The following is an 18904-nucleotide window of genomic DNA, read 5'->3' as shown; positions in this document are numbered from 1 at the left end:
AAGAACGCCAATTTGACACGGAAACGTCGCAGCACGTTCCGCAAATAGCACCACCGCATCGCCTCCACGTGGAGGAGCATTTGCCAAATAGCACCTGCCTGATCAGCACGCCACAGGGGTCTTTTCTAGCCCTTCACCGCCCGAACCGGTCCACCGCTAGAAAAGACCCCCACGCCATGCCCGCAACCGCCACCCGCCCCGCACGGAGAACGCTGGCCAGCCGGATCCCAGCCAGCGTCTTCCACGGATTTCTCGTCGCCCTCGCCCTGCTGGGGCTTCTCGCGGGCGGCATCGCGGCCGTGCACTTTGGCACCAGCCCTGACCTGGCGCCCACGCCAACACAGCCCTGACTTCCCTCCCCTAATCCAAGGGGAGGAAGACGCATCACCGGTATCACCGCACCACCTGTAGAGCACCAACCCGAAAGCACCATCACCTCTCTAGGGCGGACCGACATTGTTGTCGCCCTCAACCGGTAAAGGAAAACATCGTGATCAGCACCGACGAAATCAACACCCTTCTCTCTGGCCGCGGCGATGTCGTCGACCAGCACGGCAAGAAGATCGGCTCAATCGGCCAGATCTTCACCGACGACCGCACGGGCGAGCCCGAGTGGGTCACCGCGCACACCGGACTTTTCGGCGGCGGCGAGTCGTTCGTCCCTCTGTCGGCGGCGACCGTGACCGGCAACGACGTGCAGGTTCCTTACACGAAGGACCAGGTCAAGGACGCCCCGCACTCCGACGACAAGGACGGCTACCTGACTGTGGAGCAGGAGTCCGCCCTCTACGCCCACTACGGCCTCGAGGACACCACCACGGGTCAGGCCGACACGTACACGGAGCCGGTCTACGACCAGAACGCCACCACGGGTGACTACGCCGAGACCGAGACCGGCCGTCCCACCGAGGGTCACGACACGTCCGACGCCAACACGGACGACGCCATGACCCGCTCCGAGGAGCAGCTCCACGTCGGCACCCGCCAGACCGAAGCCGGCAAGGCTCGCCTGCGGAAGTATATCGTCACCGAGCAGGAAACCCGCACCGTCCCCGTCTCCCACGAGGAAGTCACCATCACCCGCGAGCCGATCACCGACGCCAACCGTGGCGATGCGCTTTCGGGCGCCGACCTCAGCGAGGAGGAGCACGAGGTGGTCCTGCACGAGGACAAGGTCGTCGTGGACAAGGAGGCCGTCGCTGTTGAGCGCATCAAGCTCGGCACCGAGACCGTGACCGAGAACCAGACGGTCACCGAGGACGTCCGCAAGGAGCAGATCGAGTTCGAAGACGACACCAACACCACCGGTCGCACGACCGGTGACGTCGACACCGACCGCGTCTAATCGCGAACACCCAACAGAGACGATCACATGAGTAGCAGCATTGGCGGCCCCGGGGCCGAAGACAACCGCACCCGCGGCAACGACGGACAAAACGAATCCGAACACGGCGTCTACGGTGCCAACCGGGACGCTCTCGCCACCGACCGGCAGTCGGTCGTGGCGCGGGAAAAAGCCGAGTTCGGCGGAATGAAGTTCGGTTCCGCGTTCTTCGGCTGGTTGACGGCCACAGGGCTTGCTGTGCTGCTGCTCGGCATCCTGTCCGGTATCGGAGTCGGGGTTGCCGCCAGCAACAACGACGCCAAAAACGCCGCGGCGGATAACGCCACGACGACTACCATCGTCAGCGCGATCGTGCTTCTCGTGGTCGTGTTCATCGCGTACTTCGCTGGCGGCTACGTGGCCGGGCGGATGGCCCGCTTCAACGGGATTCGTCAGGGTGTTGCCGTGTGGCTGTGGGCGGTCATCGTCACCGTGATCCTCGCAATTATCGGTGTCATTGCCGGCAGCCAGTTCGACGTCCTCAACCGCCTCGGCACGATCCCGACCGACAGCATCAACGGGAACATGACCGCCGGCGGCATCATCAGCCTCATCCTCGTCGTGGTCCTCGCGCTGGTCGGAGCGATCCTCGGTGGGCTTGCCGGGATGCGGTACCACCGCAAGGTCGACAAAGTCGGCCTCGGCCTCTAACCCGAACCAATGGGTTAGCTCCTCGCCCCCGGATCCCGGCGAGGACGCACCACTGGTGCGGGCGGTGACCCCTAGCCCCCGCCCGCACCACCCCTCTTTCATCTTCGCCTGCAACCCACACCAGGAGCTTTCATGTCGAACGACAACACCCCCAACGACAACATCGACGACGCCGCCGACACCGCACACGACAAAATCGACGACCTCGCCCCCGCAGATAAGAAAGACCAGGCCCACAACGCCGTCGAGCAGGGACAGGACGCGGCCAAGCACGCCGCCGACAGCGCCCAGAAGATCACCGACGCCGCCGCCACCAAGGCCGGACCTCTGCTGGACCGGGCCAAGAACATCTACAACAAGAACCCGCGCGCCTTCCAAATCGCCGGCGCACTCCTGGTCGCTTTGACCGTGTTCCGCCGCATCCGCACCGCCCGCAAGTAACCCACCAGCTGCGCCTCACCCACGGCTGCGGCAACACACCCGGGGCGGGCATCAACGATGATGCCCGCCCCGTCTTCATCTCCCGGACCGGTGAACGTGCGGTCTCGACCCGAAACGAGCACCCCATGATCAACCCAGAATCCGTCCCCGACCTGCCCGGTGTCCCGGTCCTGGATGTCGACGGCGACATCATCGGCTCCGTCGAACGCGTCTATGTTCACGAGAACACCGGCGCGCCCTTATGGGTCTCCATCCACAGGGGCTTTGATGGCGCCCCCAACGCTTTCGCACCTCTTGACGGGGCCCGGTTCGATGACCAGCCCGGGTCCGCCCTCCACGTCGGCCTCCCCCGAGCCGCTGTCGAGGACGCCCCCATGATCACCTCCGTCGACACCCTCACCACGGACGACGTCCACGCCCTCCGCGCTTACTACAGCAACGCACCGGCCGTGACGACAACTGCACCGCCTCAAGCCGTCCCAGACCTCAACACTGCTGGTGTCGTGCGATCTGAGGAGCAGTTGCGGGTCAGTACCGTCCCAGTCCCGAAAGAGCGGATCCGGTTCGAGAAAGTCATCGTGACCGAAGAAAAAACCATGACCGTCACTCTCCGTCGGGAAGAACTCCGCATCATCCGGGAACCCATCGAAGCGGGCACCGACATGGCTGTGCCCGACGGTCAGCTGTCGGCGGCGGATCTGGACATTTTGCTGCACGAAGAACGCATCATCACCACCACCGAGGTCGTCCCGGTCGAGCGGGTTCGCGTTCGCGTCACCCAGGTCACAGAAGACCTACCAGTGACGGACACGGTCCGCAAAGAACGCGTCGACCTCAGCACCACCGCATCCTGACGCACACCTCAGATCTCCCACATTCCCCACCGCTACCCGAAAGCGAAACCGTGCCCGACACCGCTGCCGCCCCGATGGACCCCGACGGCTCCCGCAGCCCCGCCCGGATCAGCCGCCTCGCGGCAGAAGCGTTTGGGACGTTTGTCCTCGTCTTCGGTGGCGCCGGCGCCGCCCTTCTCGCGTCTCAGTTCCCGACGAGCCAGAACACCCTCGGGATCGGGTACCTGGGGGTTGCTCTCGCGTTCGGGCTGACCGTGGTGGGTGCCGGGTACGCCGTCGGCCACATCTCCGGCGGCCACTTCAATCCAGCCGTCAGTGTGGGCCTGTTCATCGCCGGTAAGTTCCCCAAGATCGACGTCGGCCCCTACATCGCCGCGCAGATCTTCGGCGGCGCCATCGCATCTTCGGCGCTGGCTGTCATCGTCGGTGGCGGACCCAACAGGAACTTCCACCGGGCCCACGTATCTGGGTTCGCCTCGAACGGGTTCGGCGACCACTCCCCCGGCGGCTACAACCTCCTCCCCGTATCCCTGATTGAGGTCATCCTCACCGCCGTGTTCGTGTACGTCATCCTCGGCGTCACCGACAAAAACGCGGTCGACGGGTTCGGACCCCTCGCCATCGGCCTGACCTTGACCATGCTTCACCTCATCGCGATCCCGGTCGATGGCACCTCCGTGAACCCGGCCCGCTCTATCGCCACCGCCTTGTATGGCGGCCCGGCCGCTCTGGGGCAGGTGTGGGTGTTCATCCTTGCCCCTCTCGCTGGTGCCGCCCTCGCCGGATACACACACCGGACCCTGTTCACCCGCACCATGCCCCACACCCCCGACCACTGAAACGGACCCTTCATGAGCGACACCGTCACCGTCACCGAACTGAACAACGCCACCGACCCCGTCCTGGTCGACGTTCGAGAACCCAACGAACACGCCACCGGGCACGTCAAAGGCGCCATCAACATCCCCCTCGACACCCTGCCCGCCCGAGTCGATGAAGTCCCCGACGCGGAACCCATATTCGTCATCTGCCAGGCCGGGAACCGCAGCAGCCGCGGTGCCGACATCGTCATCGACCTCGGCTACCAGGCCGTCAGCGTCGACGGCGGCACCCAGGCGTGGATCGAACAGGGCCTCCCCCTCGAGACCGAATAGTCACACCATGCACCACCTCACATAAGGAGCATCACCATGGCTGGACGCAACACCGTCATCCGCAGCATGCACGACCTGGGCCTTGCCGCCTGGTTCGGCGGCAACCTCATGGGCGCCACCGGCCTCAACGGCGCCGCCGCCGGCGCCAAAGACCCCGTCGAGCGCCTCACCCTTTCAGCTCTCGGCTGGAAGAAATGGGCCCCCCTGCAGATCGGTGCTCTCACCGTGCATGCAATCGGCGGGATCGGGCTCATCGGGGCGAACAAGGGCCGCCTCGCGACTCAGAAGGAAGGCCGCACCAACACGGGCATCAAGCTGACCCTGACCCTTCTCGCCGCAGGGACCACCCTGTGGTCTGGGCTTCTTGGGAAGCGTCTCGCCGATCACGCTGGCGAGGGCACCGACGGCACCACCGAACCGGACGAGTTCGCCTCCAAGGCTCTCGCGACCGCTCAGAAGCAGCTGAAGATCCTCCAGTGGGCCACCCCGGTCCTCACCGGTGTCCTGATCGTCCTCGCCGCCCAGCAGGGCGAGCAGCAGCGTCCCGTTGCCGGGCTGCTGAAGTCAAAGCGCCGCTAACCCCACTCACCCACCACCCACAAGAGAAGGAGCCGGTCATGGAGATCGACAAGAACCAGATCATCGAGCAGCTGAAAAGTCTCGGCAAGCACGACGAGGCCAAGCAGGCCGAAGGGGAACTGCCCGACAAGGTCGACACCGACCAGCACGCAGGCCTGCTCGACAAGTTCGGCGTCAACCCGCAGGACCTCCTCGGCAGACTCGGCGGCATGTTTGGCAACTAGCCCACACCAACCTGTAAGGGCCTTCCCACTGACTGAGGCGGGAAGGCCCTCCTGTTTGCCTCCGAGCAGATCAGTGCCACATCTTGTGGTGCAGGAGTGTGACGAATGGGTGCTGGGAAGCGTTTAACAAGTGCGGCCCGAACCGCACCGCCCTCCTCGCCCCTACGAGGAGGGCCCACTCCTACCAAGAAAGACCACGCGTGACCCTGCTGCTGCCCACCACCCCTACTGTGTCCTCCGCCGAACCCAAACCCGGTTTTTAGGTCGCCAGTACCGCCGCCACCTTCCTCGGCACCATCGAACACGACGGCCACCACTTCATCGTCTGCGATCGTTTCGGCCAGCACCAGGGAACCCACATCACGCCCGACACCGCCAAGACCCACCTGCGCAGCACCGTCGTCGGTGGGGCTGCCTCGTGAGCATCCTGGCAGTCGGACCAGAAACACCTCTTAACTGGTCGCGAAGATCTGACACCACTTCGTCCGCTGAGACCGCTGAACCGGTCTGGCACGAAGTCAACCCGGGGATGTGGGTTGGCCGTGTTGCCGGCGACATCGTTGCCTCCGTCGAGCACGTCCACTCCTCCATCCTCACCAACGCACGAGGCGACGTCCTCAGCAGCCACACCACACTTATCGATGCACAAAATGCCACGCGGACGTCTCCGACGTACCTACGCAGCGGTCATTGGTATCAGGGACGTTTAGCGGACATCGCATTACCGAGTTGGCCTCATTGGGTCGCTCCCCGGAGCCGGCATCGCAATCCTTCTCGTGATTCTCGCCCAGGCAGTCATCTCGTGAGCCTCTACGAGAGCCACCCCGACGTCCCCGCATACCGAGTCCCTGGATACCCAAGGCGCCCAACCCGATACGCCCCGAAGCTGACATCTGCAATCGAGCCGCGTTACCAGGACTTCTTCACGTACGAGCCAGAACGAATCCTGCAAGTCACGGCATGACTAACGGCTCTCCTTCCGATTTCCGCAGTTCTCATGGCGGGAAGCAGCCTTAGCCGATCGATGACCGAAGAGCCGTGGCTGCCAGGCCTGCCCCTTGCAGGGAGGGCGACCGACCGTCTCGATAGATCAGTCCGATACGTATCTCGATGAGGGATCGGCTAACGGGCGGCATGCGTGCAGCCCCCGGCTTGGATCGAGTCACGTGTTTGGAATAACACCTCGCCGACCACACCAGCCACAACGGCTGACCAATCACCCCCGCCGCCCTAGGACCATCGAACCTGCCTCACCCATAGGCCTGGTGTCGTGTCGGGGTGGTACCCCAGACACACGGCCTGCCCCCGGGGACTCCACTGATCCGGTCTCTGCCGCGGAATGGCCGCGGGGTCTCCCGCCCGGGCAGGTGACCCCGCACTCCACTGCCCTCCCGTTATGGATTACGTGATGTCGAGGTCCCACACCGGAGGCGTGTACGTCTTCGACCACCCGTCTCGCATCCGAGTCACTGCCCGGTCGAATGCGTCGAGCATGTTCATTCCTGGTCGCACCATCGACTGCAACTGCAACCCCTCGTAAAGTGCAATTAACTGTTCCGCTCCGCGGGCGGGCTGCATGGTGTCCGGCTCCCGCCCGGCCTCAATGTCCTTTGCGAGCTGCCGCATCACGGTGACATGGAAGTGCCGCCATGCCTCGTGCAGGTGCGGGGCCATCGGGTGTCCTGGTGTCGCGGCGATATTCACCGTTGCCGACAGCACCCGCATAAGGCCCGGGTCTTCAATATTTGACTGAACGAGGGCCCGGAGGAACGCGGCCGCGCCATGGCGTTCTGCGACGGGCAGAATGGGGGCGGTCCGGCGTCCGTGCCACAAATCGAGGGTTCCGATCAGTAGCGACTCCCACGTCGGGAAGAGCGCTTTCACCTCGGCCACAGGGACACCCGCAGTGCTGGCGACAAGGTCGTAGGAAGCTTCATGGAACGCGTAGCGACGAAGCATGGTGATGGCGGCTTCGAGAACCTGTAGGCGTGCCCGTTGTGAGTCGCCCAGGCGCGCATCAGGGACCACGGGAACAGTCCGGGAAGTGGAGGTAGCCAGATCGGTCATGACCAAAAAATACGGCTTCAGCACCCGATGCGGGACTCCCCAATCAGGGCCACACGAACCCTCCACCCCGACGCGTTGGCGACGCACGGTCGAAGGCGCGTCGGGTGTGGCTCGTCCCCTCCCCGGCGGGATGGCCCATCAATACGCCTCCCACCGCATCCCGACGACGATCCCCACATGCCCCTTACCCACACAACCGGAACCGGTCAGCCCGGCGACGAGGAACGGTAGGCACTACTGATCTAGACACCCAGAACATGGGGGAAGCCCGGAAGAACATCGACGACACCAAAGACAAACCAGATAAGGAGAACTCGTTCAAGATCGCCTCCCGACCGACCCGACACACCCCCGATCTCGAGCCTGTGGCGTGTCCGAAACTACGTCCCCTTCAGAATCCGGACTCGGTGCAACTCATGAGACGGATTGACCGGCCCGGAGATGGTCCCGCGCGGCCAATGCGCGGTCAGCTTGGCGGCCTGACAGTCAGACGGGAAACCGTGTCAGGCTTATCGAATGGCCCCGATCGAGTTCTCCTTGCACGCATGGGGCGATGAGAGCATGCGCACTGTCAATGTCGTCGAGCCCGTCTACCTCCTCGGCGCCGTCGTCGCAGATCCCACTGCCTGCGAGGAATACCGGGACCAGCTACAAGCCCTCCCACGGTCGGAGCGGAAGCTGCACTGGCGAAACCTCGACCGCCGCCACCGAAACACGGTCATCAACACCATCACCGCCTTCGATGTGCATCACGTCATCGTCGTGGGAACACCCTTGGACCCGCGAAAACAAGAACGAGCCAGAGCGCTCTGTCTGGAACGACTCACCTGGGAACTAAGCGAGCTGGGCGTAACACAGCTCGTCCTCGAGGCGCGCCCCGAGTCCCTCATGAAAAAGGACCGACAGCACATCGACGCGCTCCGCGGCCGAGGCGCTCTCCCCGCGACACTGCGGGTCGACCATGGACTCCCTAGCGAGGAACCGATGCTGTGGATCGCCGACCAAGCCCTCGGCGCCCTCGGCGAATCGCTCGCTGGCGACAACGCCTGGTTCGAACAGCTAGCCGCCAGCGTCAACGTGATCCGAATCGACGTATAGAAAACGCGAAAGCCGGGTCCCGTCAAAGGGCGGGGGTCCCGGCTTCTACTTCCCTCACTCCCAGCGGGAGAAGAGCTACCTCCATTGTGCGCCAGATGACGCACTCCCGGCAAGTACTCGCATGCACCTCAAATGCTCGCACTCACTCGCACCACGCTTCAGCACTGCTCTCCAGACCCGTGCTCCGGACCAAGAAACGGGAGGAGCTTCTCCAGCGGCGACTTGGGGCGAGCATCTTGGTCGAGCATTAGGCACGAAGTGAAGTCCCGCAACGCCTCGTTCTTTGTCTCGGAAAGTTGTCTCGCGCTACTTCCGTGTCGAAGGGCGCGTGGAGGGTTTTGTGAGACACGATGAGGTCATGAGGCTTCTCGGGTACACCAGGGTCAGCACCAGCAACCAAGACCCCCAGCTGCAGATCGACTCACTCCTCTCTGTAGGGGTGCAGAAACAGGACATCTTCTCCGACGTCATGTCGGGACGGAAAACCGCTGCCGATCGGCCCGGGATGCAGAAGCTGCTCGAGCATGCCGTTTCGGGCGACACGATCGTGGTCTGGCGCATCGACCGGTTAGGCCGGTCGTTGCTTGACGTGTTGAACACGGTGACCGGTCTTCGTGACAGAGGGATTCAGGTGCGGTCGAGCTCTGATGGCATCGATCCGGCGACGGCGACGGGCCGGCTGATGCTGAACATGCTGGCCACTCTTGCGGAATACGAGCGGGAGCTCATCGTGGAACGCGTCCGCGCGGGCGTTGCGGTCGCCCAGGAAGCTGGCACCCGGTTTGGCCGGCCCAGAAGCGACCCGGCCGTGGTCGGCCAGAAGCTTGCGATCGTCGCCCAGGCCCGTGCCGAGGGACGTACCGCGACCAAGGCGGCAGCCCTGGTCGGGTGGAGCCGGGCGACTCTCTACCGGCACCACAGCACCGTGATGGCGGCACCTGCGGCTGTCGACGCGGATGCTGTGGTGGACGAGTGACCGCGTCCGTCACGGTGTGGGCACCCCTTTTGACGGGTGCAGCAGGCATCGTGACAGTCGGGTGGAACATCCTCCGAGACCGTGGCGAGCTGCGGAAACTCGAGCGGTTCACGGCACTGACCGAGCAGCTGCCGGCCGGGTCGCAGGCGGCCGTCATGTTCGGAGATATCCGAAACCGTCTCGCGGTCCGTGTCGCCCTGGCATCGGAAGCGCCGCCGTACCGGCTCCGGTGGATCTTTGGCTGGACCGTTCTGGTGGTGGGCGGTGTCGTCGCGGTGGGCTGGGTCGTGTTCGCCTCGATCGCCGCAGGTCCGTCATCGTGGAAGGAACCCGTCGTCTGGGGCACCTACCTGGCGGGTCTGGTTGTTGCCATGGCCGGGCAGGGGGTTCTGGTGTTCCGAGAATCAGCGATCTCGTCATGGAAAGAAACCCGCTCCGCGGAGTACACCTCCCCCGAGCTACGACACCACACGAGCGCGGAAGCCACCCACCGGCTCGTCATGCTTGACGATGCGGCGCGACCAAGCCCCGGCCCCTGACGAAGCACCTTCTCCTGCACTCCGTAGACCCAGCGAGACCGTCCATGGCGACTGTCCGCATTACGCGAGACCACCACGCCGTTCGAGGCGAACCATTGGGGGTGCGCTGTCCCGCACGGCCGGGTGCGGGACAGCGATCGGAGCTGGATGGGTGTTCATCGGCCACCCATTTGCAGGACGGTCGGACAAGCCTAAGCAACACGCAGAAGACAGGATCTCCCCGACCCGCTTAATCAACACGCACCCACCGACACACAACGTCCCGCCCGACGGCCACTCCCCGGCCAGGAAGAATGACACCGTGCCCATCAGCCCCACGCAGCAGCAACTCGCCCACATCCACCAGGACCGTGACGCCTTTGTCGCACGCTGGCTGAAAGACCACCCGAACCTTGACCTACGAGAAGCTCTCAGCACTGCGTTCTCGGCGGGAGCAACAGCGGCCCTCACCCACGCAGGCTGAGATCGGCTAGGGAACGCAACCACAACCAGCCGTCGATGGCGACCGGTGCCGTGGAGTAGTGAAGAGGATCGCCGCACTGGTTCGGGCCAGTGCGGCGATACCCAACTCTTCGTCGCCGCGAACAGCGGCACTCCGGCAGCATCGAGTGACGGCAGGGTGTTCGGGTCACCCCACCAGACCAGGAACTGAACTCTTCGCCGGAGGTAGGTCAACTGTACGTGTCCCCATAAGCGCCGACACACGAACGGGGACCCCCACTACGAGGGACACCGGCCCCGCCCGACCTCACCGGCGTAACGCGGCACTATCTCGTCGACGACACATACGCCGGGCATGAGGGTCCTAGACCGGTTACTCTCTCAGCCACGCTGGTTGAGGAATCCTCTTGGCGGGAGTTGTACCCCACGGTCCAACTCCGGGCGGGGCGGCATTGATTCGGGTCGAAGCCACCCCGCCACCCGCAGCCATCACGCACTATGTCCCGCCTATCTCGGCGCCACTACCGCGAACACCGCAAGTACGAAGGTCCACTCCCATGGCCGTCCGCTGTTGCTTGATCGCGGCACTCGCGTAGCGGATCAGAATGCCCGCTAGGTCTCCGGGGTGTCCCGAAACAGTAGATAGGCCCTCGAGATCACCCAACCGCTAACGGCCCATAGATACGGGAACTTAGCCACTCCCGAAATTTGGGCCTTCACTCATCCGGATCGAGGACCCCGGCGGGGCATCCCAAATGCTTAGGGTTGCGAGACCGCACGGGGGATGACGCGACCCGTAGTGGGGAGTGTTTCTTTTCCCGGCCTGCCCTACCGTCTAAACATGCCCGAGAGACCGATTGACCTGAAGGTCGATCCCTTGGGGCGATTTAAAAAAGCACGGGCAGTTCCTCTTTTCATGCCGCACCCTGCTTCTGCGAACGCTCCGGCTTTGCTTCGGCATGGGGTGGAGCGGGGACTGGCTGGAACTGCCGCTTTTGTTGCGCCCCTCTTTGTGCTGCTCGCCCTTCCGGAATTTTCTGCGGACCACCGGCTAGAAAAGCTACCGCTCGTCGTCGTGTCATCGTCGTTGGCCGGCTTGATGGTCTTTGCTCTTCTGCTGGCAATTCTTAGACGCTCGTGGTCTACCCGTAAGGGGCTCTGGATTCCGGTCGCGGCGTACGTCGGTCTTCTCCTCGAGGAGCCATTCATCGTGCGGGACCCACTCCCGGAAGGGGCAGCACCGTGGCTTCTTGGCTTGTCCCTGATCGCGTTCAGCTGCACGGTGCTGGCCGAATTAAACCCTCTACGAGCAAGCGTCATCTGCACCGGCATGAACATCGCTTTGGCCTGTGTCTACGCCGAGCAGCTTTCGGCCAGTCACACTGTCATCACCCTGTTCGGTCTGGAACTGCTTATTGCCAGTCTGATCACGGGTGTGCGGGCGCTGCGGGCCCGGGCCGATCACGCCGACACGGTAGAACGGCAAGCCCGGCTGCTTTTCGAAGACCAACAGCAACAGGGGGCAACTGAGGCCGAACGGGTGCGCACGGATGCGCTACTTCATGACACTGTGCTCGCCGCCCTTTTGGCCGCCGCTAGCAATCAGGCACCCGAACGCGCTACCAGCATGGCCCGAGAAGCCCTCGCGATCGTTTCGACCAGCGAAGGCCCCCCGCTCAGCCAGCCAACGGTCACTAAATTCGCAGTCCGATGGTCCTTGGCAGCGGCCGACCTCGGGCTTGCCCATGACACAGTCCGCTTCGCCGTCACCGGTCTTGACGCCGTCGAGGTGCCTTCGGCGGTTGGCGACGCCTTGGTCTCCGCCGCTCTGCAGGCCCTGGTCAACAGCGTCAAACATGCCGGTATGTCAACTACCCGGTCCGTGATCGGCTCCGCCACCGATGGCGGCGGCGTTCGCATCATCATCTCCGACGACGGCCAAGGCTTCGACCTTGACGGCATCCCGGAGGAACGACTGGGGGTCCGGGTGTCGATCCTCGAACAGGTCCGCCATGTCGGCGGCACGGCCCACATCCGCTCCTCTCCCGGCAAGGGAACCAGAGTCACCCTGGAATGGCACCCGGACCAGACCCACGTGCCATTGAGCCGCCGACCAGGTGAATCTCTGCTGAGCTTCTTTCCGCGGCGACGCCTCTACCGACTCCTCGGAATAACGATCATCGCCGCGGTATTGCTCGCCACAGCGGATGCTCTTTTCAAGACCCACGGCTACGCGTCCATCCTGTCCTCGCTCCTTGGCCTCGTCATCCTTCCCACGCTCATCCGGGGAGCAAAACGAGGAACCATGTCCAACCGGGCAGCGTGGATAACCACTGTTGTTGCCGTGATCTTGTGCAGCATCGCCCCAATTGGACTCAACCCCGCCCAATTCGACGCCGCATCCATCGCTCGCTACACCTGCGGGGTCCTCGCCGGAGCAACCATGTCGTGGATGGCCGGCCGCAGACTCCCACCCCTGATCGCCGTCACCGCTCTAGTAACCCAAATGACCATCTGGGCAGGACCTTCCGGAGTGATCCGTCTGGGCCTCGCCGGAGAAATCACAATCGTGGTCGCCGGACTCCTCGTCCACCGCGCCATCCGACACGTCACCGAAGCCGCCGAGATCGCCGCCATGAAACACCGCGATCTCACCATCCAACGCACAGAGCAGGAAGCGTTCAATAACGAGCGCCAACGACGGCTCCTGCACGCTGGCAACTCTGCCGCACCCATGCTCCACCACATCATCGCCACCCATGGAGACCTTGACGACATCGCCCGCACCGAGTGCCGAATTCTCGAGCAAGCCCTCCGCGACGAGATCCGCGGCCGCACCCTCCTCAACGATGCCGTCCGGCAGGTCGTCTCCGCACACCGCCGCCGCGGCGCCCTCGTCCAAGTCCTCGACGACGGCGGCCTCGAAGGCATGCCACCCAGCACCCTCAACACGCTCCTTGAGGACGTGGCACGCCAGCTGGAACCCGTCCGGTCTAGCCGCATCGTCATCCGAACCGGGCAACCTGAATCGGTCACCGCCATCACCATCGTTGCCTCCACCCCCGACGAAACAGCCGCCGCCCTCGGCCTCGACGCAGACGACGAAGTCGACCTCTGGCTCGCAATCCCCCACCCACACACCATGCAACTAGCCGCCTAACCACCACCAGCCACAAGAACACCACCACCGGCCCCTACAGCCGCTACGTGTCCCATAACAAAAGTGTCCCGAAACACATGCGATACGAGAATCGGTTGCCCTTCTAAGGGGGGAATTCCCGTCTCCCGGGAGGCAGTGCAGGTCCTGCCGGCCACGGACCGGAAGACGTCGCCAGCTCAGGGCGAACCGGGCTGGACGCGCCGCCGGCGCCGCCTATAGTTACGGCGGGCTGATCACTCGCCCACTCCCCCAGACCCCAGGAGACCCCGATGGCTGCCGACTGCGACGCCCCACGCAATGCACCCGAGGCCGACGACAATGTCGTCTCCATCGATGCTCGCGCCACGACGCCAACGGGGCTCGCGGCTGACCTCGACGATGGAGACTCGGCTGACGGCTTCGAGCTCGAGGCCTCCGTGGTCGATGAAGCCCTCGACGTCGTCGTGCTACCGATGCAGGAAAACGAGTTCACCTGCATTAAGTGCTTCCTCGTGCGGCCGCGAATCCAGCTCGACCATGAGACCAAGCTCGGACCGGTGTGCGTAGAGTGCGCCGCGCTTTAGCCCGTGGGTTTCTGCCGGTGTCGCCTCTTATCTAGAGCCCCGCGCACAACCGTTGCAAGACTTCGAACAGGACCCTAGAGCGACGCGCCTGGAGCCCCTGATTCGTGTCGTCTTGGGCTGTACCCCAAAGCGACACAAGCCTCACTTGGGTCCGAAAGAGGCCGCACGTTTGTCGCCCACTCAATGAGAAAGTCATCGCCCGGGGCAAACGCTCGTTGGCCGAGTTCCTGGGCCGCTTGAGGTAGAGCCGGCCTTGCCGGACGCACACGGTCCGTCTTTCGCGCCCTGTCGATGCGTCGTTGTTGCGCTCGAAGGAGTCTCGCTGCCCGACCGCCGGTATGCTCCGAAATATCCTGTTGCCCGAACGACGGAGTTCTCTTGACCGACCTCAAAAACGACAGCGCCGCCCGATGGGCTGCTGCTGCGCAACTTGCAGAAGGCGTCACCGACGACGGCTTCCACAAACGCAGAGCCCGCATCCTTGTCCAGATCGGCGTCCTCATCGCCGCGTCCTGGGCCACAGGATTCGTGGTGGCCCTTCTATTCCTTCCGGAATCCTCGTCAAGCACGGGCACCAGCTCTGATGGAGGCTCCGGGCAGTTGATCGTCCAGATCGTCTTCCTCAGTCTTGGTCTGCTCGTTGGCGTCGTAGGTTTCATCTGGGCCAAACGCACCGGGCACTACATCACCCGGTGGCGTGCCACCGGAAGCCCATTGAATCGGCGAGAAAAGAAAAGCGTCAGGAAACAGATCAACGGAAAAGTCAAACCCGACACCGAGCACCTTCCCGTGGTCGTCGCAATCGCGAACCAAAACCGTCACGCGACGCTCGGAATAGCGCCGATCTACGCAGCCGCAGTCCTTCTGGCGATTGCCACCGCGGTCGGTTCCAATGAGCTGCTCATCAAGCTCCTCGAGCTCGGCGTGTCTGTTCTCTTCGTCGTGGTCGCCGTCCAGCTCGTCGTCTTCTACAGGAAAGCTGGCCGGTTCATCGATCGGCACGGCCGTCAGTCCGCATGACCGACGAGGACGAACTCCGGGCACCACTCGCTCACGTTCCCTCGGGCCTCTTCGGCGCCGGTGCCGGCCTGGTCATGGGTGCACTCATTCTTGGCCTGTCCCTCTTCGCTGGCACGTCTTTCCGGCAAGGCACTGTCATCGGAGTCGTTTTCGGTGTGCTCATCGGTATTGCGTTCACGGTGTTGGCCATGTGGGCCAAACGGCGAAACGCTACCCAGCAGATCACTCTCGGGCAACGCGTCAATAAGGCGCTCCAGAAGGGCCGCGTACCAGAAGGTGCTCACCCTGCCGAGTGGCGATCCAAGCTCGAACAGTCGCGCAAATTCTGGAGAATCATGACGACCGCCGGTCTGATCCTTTACCCGGCGCTTCTTGTCCTCGGGATCGTCGTTGTCGCCTCCGGTCGTGGCGGATGGAGAATCTGGGCAGAGGTCGTTTTCTTTGCCGCCATGACCGTTTTCTCCGCGTGGCAAGGCCGTCTGCAGCTTCGACGCATCCGTGTCCTCAAGGAACACCTAACCGCTGTTCCGCAGGAAGGTGCGTGACGGTGGATAAGGCGACTCGAAAAGTTCTGATTGTTGTGTTTTCTCTTTTCGGGCTGATTTTCTTGGCCCTCGGAGTTGTCGAGCTGGCATTCCGCCATAGCTTCTTCCTCGGCGCTCTCCACGTTGCACTCGGCTTGATGTGGCTGATCGGCGCGAGCCTTGTTTACCGACGCGCACCTCGCATCTAGCTGCCCCGCACGGATGGGGTTCCTCTCCACACGGGATGGACGCTCGGGGCAAAGCTTGGTTGAGCCCACTCTTGGCCCGGCTCGAACGGGCAGCCTCCCTCTCCCAAACACGGCCGGTCCCTGTGGACGGGTTGCCGGCTAGGGCAAGTCGGAAATACCTTAGTCCGGGCACGGACGGCGTCCGGCTTTGGCGCCTGCCCGAACCAGCACTCCGTCGCTAGGTTGCGGCGGCTTTTAGAAGGCCACGGTCCCGCGAAGGATCGCGTACGCCAACGCTAGGCCGACGAAAATGGCCACAAGCCCAAAAACGACGACCAACGTCGGAGTAAAGGCCTCAGGCGACAAGAGGCCGAGCTTCTTCTGCGATCGAGCCTGGCTCCGAGCGAGAGGTCCTCAGAACAGGATGCAGCCAATCCCACCAAGTACGAACGCAACGCTGAGAATGACAGCCACAGAACGCCTCACCTAACTTCTCGAAACGAAGACGTCCCCCAACGCTAGAGGCTCTCAAAGACGAAGGGGTGAAAGACCGCGCGAATCGCTCAGCTCGACCAAGAAGATTCACGCAGACGCTGCGACAGAGGCGATCAACGGCTGGGACTCTAGGCGTCATGGCTGCAAGTGCACGCTAGCCGTTCGTCATGCGAACGCACCGCGGGCTCATTCACCTCATCCGAAACAGTTGGTCATTGGGTAACGGACGGGTTACGGCAAGGTAGATCCGCAGATTCAGGATGACTTGGCGGGCCGATCGCCGCGGTCGCCGCGTCTCCGGGTCCACCAACTGGAGCAGCCTGCTATCAAAGCGACGGCTGCGCCGACGATGACAGGCGGGGTCAGCGAGAGGTGTTGAGCAAGCGGGATTGCGAGGGCTGAAGCAGCTGCGGCACCAAGAGCCGGTCCCACGGGCGCAGGTAACCCTGCATTTACTTTCCGCACAATTTCCGTAATCGCGGCCGTCATAAGCGATGCCGGTACTGACACCAGGACGACCAGCACGGCAATGACGGGGAGAAACGACGAATCTCCGCAAGCTACGGACAACACCGTGAGGGCTGCGACGGCCAACACGGCAGAGAGGGCAACACTCACCGCCACCCGCTTGGCAACCATCATCTCGCGCCAACTGCTTCCGGCGGCGACGCACGGCAGCGCCGTTCCCACGCACCGGCGCCTAATCGGAGCGAATCCGACAGGTGGCCGCGGGTACCAGAGATGAGCTGCGTCGAGAAAACGCGTCCCTGATCGTAGGCCTATCCGAGGCCGCTGCATGAGGTCAACTTGGGCTCTATCCCCCAAAGTGGGTCTTAGGTTCGTCACAAAGTATTTCTATCCTTGAATTATTCGCCCATTGTCGATTGGGCGGCGTCTAGGAATCGGGTGCTGCTGGTGGTTGTGACGGGTGCTGAGCTTGCGGAAACGAGTGTCCACCATTTGCTGTTGGCGTTCCAAGGCTTTCAAAGCCAGAACGAGCGTTTGACATCCGCATTGATTGATACCCACGGTGTGGGAGCAACGGAACTGCGGGCCCTCCTGGTCTTGAGGGTTCATGGAAGTGTTCCCTTGAAGCGTCTCGGGCAGCTTCTTGGCCAGGTGCCGAGCACGACTACGTTCATCGCTGACCGGCTTGAGAAAAGACGCCTACTCATGCGGCGGGCGAATCCCTTAGACCGGAGAAGTGTTCTTGCCCAGCTCACCTCTGAGGGCGAGGTCGTAGTGGGCGATATTTGGGATCGTTACCGCACCGTGTTCGAGGATGCCGTTAGTCCTAATGATCGGAGCATGCTCGCTCGGACGTTCATCGACTTGACCCGGTCCATGTCAGAGAGGTCTGTCTCATGATGACGATCCTCACCCAAACGCACACCAGGGCGGCCGCCGCCCCGAACCTGGCGGTATCCCGGGTGCGCCTGGACGCATTCCCTGCACGTCCCGTCAACCGGTGGCTGCTGCGGCTGCTGTTCGCGTTGCCGTTTGCCGTGCTGGCGATCATCGAGAACATATCCCCCGGTTTGACGTCGGGTACGACCGTGAACCAGGACCTGGTTGCCCGGGTTGCTCGAATCGACTGGGGCAGGGCGGATGTGAGTTGGGTGGGGAGTCTTTACCCGCCTATTGGAACGGTCCTGACAGCGCTCATTCCCGGAGGCACCCTGGGGTTGGGGATCGCTGGTGCCGTTGTGGCAGGTCCTTTCTTGAAGCAAATGCTCGAAGTGATGCACCAGCGACGATTCCACGCGTGGAAGTCGGCCACGTTCATGATCGCCCTCGCGGCCAACCCGCTCTTCGCCTTTACCGCCACGACGAACTTCGAAGCGTTCCTTGGGATCGCGTTCTTCGGTATCGGCGCTGCGAACATGGTCCGCTTTGTCGCGAATCGGAATACTCAGGCCGGGTTCCGGGCCGGACTGCTGTTCATGATTTCGGCCCTGTCCAGCGCCAGCGGAATTGTCTACATTGCCGTCATCGGTCTGACAGCACCTCTGATCACTCTCGCCCGACGGGGCCAGCGCGGAGCGCGCGCGTCCAACATTCTCGTGATCCTCTTTCCCACGCTCGCGACGTTTTTCACGGTGTTCTTCCTTCAGCTGGTGTTCCTGCACCGTCCCTTCGCTGTTCTCAGCGCCCAGTTCCACTACGACCCGTCACGGTGGGCCATCGTGCCCGCATTCGTGACCACACTGAACGGGTTCTTACTTCTGGCACCCATGATTTCCGGCTGGGCTCTTGCGCTCCTCGTCCGTCGCCCCGGCGCCATCCTCATCTCCACGTTTCTCTTTCTCGGCCTCCTCATGGGCTACGTCTTCGATCTCATCCCCCTGAACGCCGCTGGCAACACGTTCCTCATCATGACCATGATGGGAATAGCCATTCTTCCCGCCGCCACCACTACCCGAGCCAGCGTCCTGATCACCCTCGTCGCCGGCGCGCAGATCGTCATCGCGTGGGCCGCCGCCTACAACCGGCCCGTCGTTCTCGACTGGATGGGGTCCCTCACCAAAGCCCTTGGCTGGAGCTGA

General features: G+C 63.3%; 20 protein-coding genes. 18 read left to right on the top strand and 2 right to left on the bottom strand.

Annotated features, from left to right (window positions below; all coding sequences use genetic code 11):
- The first annotated feature begins 490 nt into the window (after nucleotides 1-490).
- From EDF46_RS17130 to EDF46_RS17095, 8 genes are all read left to right on the top strand, one after another.
- Nucleotides 491-1345, top strand: coding sequence for a YsnF/AvaK domain-containing protein (locus EDF46_RS17130; RefSeq protein ID WP_123507747.1), 855 nt, complete (start codon nucleotides 491-493; stop codon nucleotides 1343-1345).
- 27 nt (nucleotides 1346-1372) lie between these two features.
- The gene (locus EDF46_RS17125) at nucleotides 1373-2035 is read left to right on the top strand and encodes a hypothetical protein (RefSeq protein WP_123507745.1); all 663 of its coding nucleotides are present in this window, start codon (nucleotides 1373-1375) and stop codon (nucleotides 2033-2035) included.
- Nucleotides 2036-2167: 132 nt separating this feature from the next.
- Nucleotides 2168-2476, top strand: a complete 309-nt coding sequence (locus EDF46_RS17120) for a hypothetical protein (protein WP_123507743.1) — start codon at nucleotides 2168-2170, stop codon at nucleotides 2474-2476.
- A 125-nt stretch (nucleotides 2477-2601) separates the two neighbouring features.
- Nucleotides 2602-3330 carry a PRC and DUF2382 domain-containing protein gene (locus tag EDF46_RS17115; RefSeq protein ID WP_123507741.1) on the top strand — a complete coding sequence of 243 codons (729 nt, stop codon included), beginning with the start codon at nucleotides 2602-2604 and terminating at the stop codon, nucleotides 3328-3330.
- A 50-nt stretch (nucleotides 3331-3380) separates the two neighbouring features.
- Nucleotides 3381-4169 carry an aquaporin Z gene (gene aqpZ, locus EDF46_RS17110; RefSeq protein ID WP_370454134.1) on the top strand — a complete coding sequence of 263 codons (789 nt, stop codon included), beginning with the start codon at nucleotides 3381-3383 and terminating at the stop codon, nucleotides 4167-4169.
- 12 nt (nucleotides 4170-4181) lie between these two features.
- Nucleotides 4182-4484: a rhodanese-like domain-containing protein gene (locus tag EDF46_RS17105; RefSeq protein WP_123507739.1), complete on the top strand. Its 303-nt coding sequence runs from the start codon at nucleotides 4182-4184 to the stop codon at nucleotides 4482-4484.
- 36 nt (nucleotides 4485-4520) lie between these two features.
- On the top strand, nucleotides 4521-5063 hold the full coding sequence (locus EDF46_RS17100; protein ID WP_123507737.1) for a hypothetical protein: 543 nt from the start codon (nucleotides 4521-4523) through the stop codon (nucleotides 5061-5063).
- A 38-nt stretch (nucleotides 5064-5101) separates the two neighbouring features.
- On the top strand, nucleotides 5102-5287 hold the full coding sequence (locus EDF46_RS17095) for a hypothetical protein (protein WP_123507735.1): 186 nt from the start codon (nucleotides 5102-5104) through the stop codon (nucleotides 5285-5287).
- Nucleotides 5288-6688: 1401 nt separating this feature from the next.
- Here EDF46_RS17095 and EDF46_RS17090 read toward each other — a convergent pair.
- Nucleotides 6689-7354, bottom strand: coding sequence for a TetR/AcrR family transcriptional regulator (locus EDF46_RS17090; protein WP_148061270.1), 666 nt, complete (start codon nucleotides 7352-7354; stop codon nucleotides 6689-6691).
- 516 nt (nucleotides 7355-7870) lie between these two features.
- Here EDF46_RS17090 and EDF46_RS17085 point away from each other — a divergent pair.
- The 7 genes from EDF46_RS17085 (at nucleotide 7871) to EDF46_RS18110 (ending at nucleotide 15151) form a co-directional block, all read left to right on the top strand.
- Nucleotides 7871-8452, top strand: coding sequence for a hypothetical protein (locus EDF46_RS17085; protein WP_123507731.1), 582 nt, complete (start codon nucleotides 7871-7873; stop codon nucleotides 8450-8452).
- Between the two features lie 358 nt (nucleotides 8453-8810).
- Nucleotides 8811-9428 (top strand): recombinase family protein, encoded by a 618-nt coding sequence (locus EDF46_RS17080; RefSeq protein WP_123507918.1) that lies wholly within the window; start codon nucleotides 8811-8813, stop codon nucleotides 9426-9428.
- Nucleotides 9425-9967 carry a hypothetical protein gene (locus EDF46_RS17075; RefSeq protein ID WP_123507730.1) on the top strand — a complete coding sequence of 181 codons (543 nt, stop codon included), beginning with the start codon at nucleotides 9425-9427 and terminating at the stop codon, nucleotides 9965-9967. The genes EDF46_RS17080 and EDF46_RS17075 overlap by 4 nt, the downstream gene beginning before the upstream one ends.
- Nucleotides 9968-10268: 301 nt before the next feature.
- Nucleotides 10269-10430, top strand: a complete 162-nt coding sequence (locus EDF46_RS18440) for a hypothetical protein (RefSeq protein WP_158614303.1) — start codon at nucleotides 10269-10271, stop codon at nucleotides 10428-10430.
- A gap of 819 nt (nucleotides 10431-11249) precedes the next feature.
- Nucleotides 11250-13568 (top strand): sensor histidine kinase, encoded by a 2319-nt coding sequence (locus EDF46_RS17070; RefSeq protein WP_158614302.1) that lies wholly within the window; start codon nucleotides 11250-11252, stop codon nucleotides 13566-13568.
- Between the two features lie 269 nt (nucleotides 13569-13837).
- Nucleotides 13838-14131, top strand: coding sequence for a DUF4193 family protein (locus EDF46_RS17065; RefSeq protein WP_123507727.1), 294 nt, complete (start codon nucleotides 13838-13840; stop codon nucleotides 14129-14131).
- Nucleotides 14132-14509: 378 nt separating this feature from the next.
- The gene (locus EDF46_RS18110; RefSeq protein ID WP_148061269.1) at nucleotides 14510-15151 is read left to right on the top strand and encodes a hypothetical protein; all 642 of its coding nucleotides are present in this window, start codon (nucleotides 14510-14512) and stop codon (nucleotides 15149-15151) included.
- Here the strand turns inward: EDF46_RS18110 and EDF46_RS18105 are convergent.
- Nucleotides 15139-15666 carry a hypothetical protein gene (locus EDF46_RS18105; RefSeq protein WP_148061268.1) on the bottom strand — a complete coding sequence of 176 codons (528 nt, stop codon included), beginning with the start codon at nucleotides 15664-15666 and terminating at the stop codon, nucleotides 15139-15141. The two genes, EDF46_RS18110 and EDF46_RS18105, sit on opposite strands and share 13 nt — an antisense overlap.
- Nucleotides 15667-15692: 26 nt before the next feature.
- Between EDF46_RS18105 and EDF46_RS18100 the strand changes: the two genes are divergently transcribed.
- The 3 genes from EDF46_RS18100 (at nucleotide 15693) to EDF46_RS17045 (ending at nucleotide 18904) form a co-directional block, all read left to right on the top strand.
- On the top strand, nucleotides 15693-15884 hold the full coding sequence (locus EDF46_RS18100) for a hypothetical protein (protein ID WP_148061267.1): 192 nt from the start codon (nucleotides 15693-15695) through the stop codon (nucleotides 15882-15884).
- 1380 nt (nucleotides 15885-17264) lie between these two features.
- The gene (locus tag EDF46_RS18985) at nucleotides 17265-17726 is read left to right on the top strand and encodes a MarR family winged helix-turn-helix transcriptional regulator (protein ID WP_370454138.1); all 462 of its coding nucleotides are present in this window, start codon (nucleotides 17265-17267) and stop codon (nucleotides 17724-17726) included.
- Nucleotides 17723-18904: a hypothetical protein gene (locus tag EDF46_RS17045; protein ID WP_233580096.1), complete on the top strand. Its 1182-nt coding sequence runs from the start codon at nucleotides 17723-17725 to the stop codon at nucleotides 18902-18904. The genes EDF46_RS18985 and EDF46_RS17045 overlap by 4 nt, the downstream gene beginning before the upstream one ends.

It is taken from the genome of Frondihabitans sp. PhB188 (genome assembly GCF_003752365.1).
In the GTDB taxonomy this organism is placed as follows: domain Bacteria; phylum Actinomycetota; class Actinomycetes; order Actinomycetales; family Microbacteriaceae; genus Frondihabitans.
The sequence above is the reverse complement of the archived record's forward strand: the minus strand, read 5'-3'. Positions and strand labels throughout refer to the sequence as shown.

Excerpts from the sequence above, each read along its gene's own strand:
- EDF46_RS17125 (WP_123507745.1), top strand. The coding sequence starts at position 1,373 with ATGAGTAGCAGCATTGGCGGCCCCGGGGCCGAAGACAACCGCACCCGC.
- EDF46_RS17120 (WP_123507743.1), top strand. The coding sequence starts at position 2,168 with ATGTCGAACGACAACACCCCCAACGACAACATCGACGACGCCGCCGAC.
- EDF46_RS17115 (WP_123507741.1), top strand. The coding sequence starts at position 2,602 with ATGATCAACCCAGAATCCGTCCCCGACCTGCCCGGTGTCCCGGTCCTG.
- EDF46_RS17105 (WP_123507739.1), top strand. The coding sequence starts at position 4,182 with ATGAGCGACACCGTCACCGTCACCGAACTGAACAACGCCACCGACCCC.
- EDF46_RS17100 (WP_123507737.1), top strand. The coding sequence starts at position 4,521 with ATGGCTGGACGCAACACCGTCATCCGCAGCATGCACGACCTGGGCCTT.
- EDF46_RS17095 (WP_123507735.1), top strand. The coding sequence starts at position 5,102 with ATGGAGATCGACAAGAACCAGATCATCGAGCAGCTGAAAAGTCTCGGC.
- EDF46_RS17090 (WP_148061270.1), bottom strand. The coding sequence starts at position 7,354 with ATGACCGATCTGGCTACCTCCACTTCCCGGACTGTTCCCGTGGTCCCT.
- EDF46_RS17085 (WP_123507731.1), top strand. The coding sequence starts at position 7,871 with ATGGCCCCGATCGAGTTCTCCTTGCACGCATGGGGCGATGAGAGCATG.
- EDF46_RS17080 (WP_123507918.1), top strand. The coding sequence starts at position 8,811 with ATGAGGCTTCTCGGGTACACCAGGGTCAGCACCAGCAACCAAGACCCC.
- EDF46_RS17070 (WP_158614302.1), top strand. The coding sequence starts at position 11,250 with ATGCCCGAGAGACCGATTGACCTGAAGGTCGATCCCTTGGGGCGATTT.
- EDF46_RS17065 (WP_123507727.1), top strand. The coding sequence starts at position 13,838 with ATGGCTGCCGACTGCGACGCCCCACGCAATGCACCCGAGGCCGACGAC.
- EDF46_RS17045 (WP_233580096.1), top strand. The coding sequence starts at position 17,723 with ATGATGACGATCCTCACCCAAACGCACACCAGGGCGGCCGCCGCCCCG.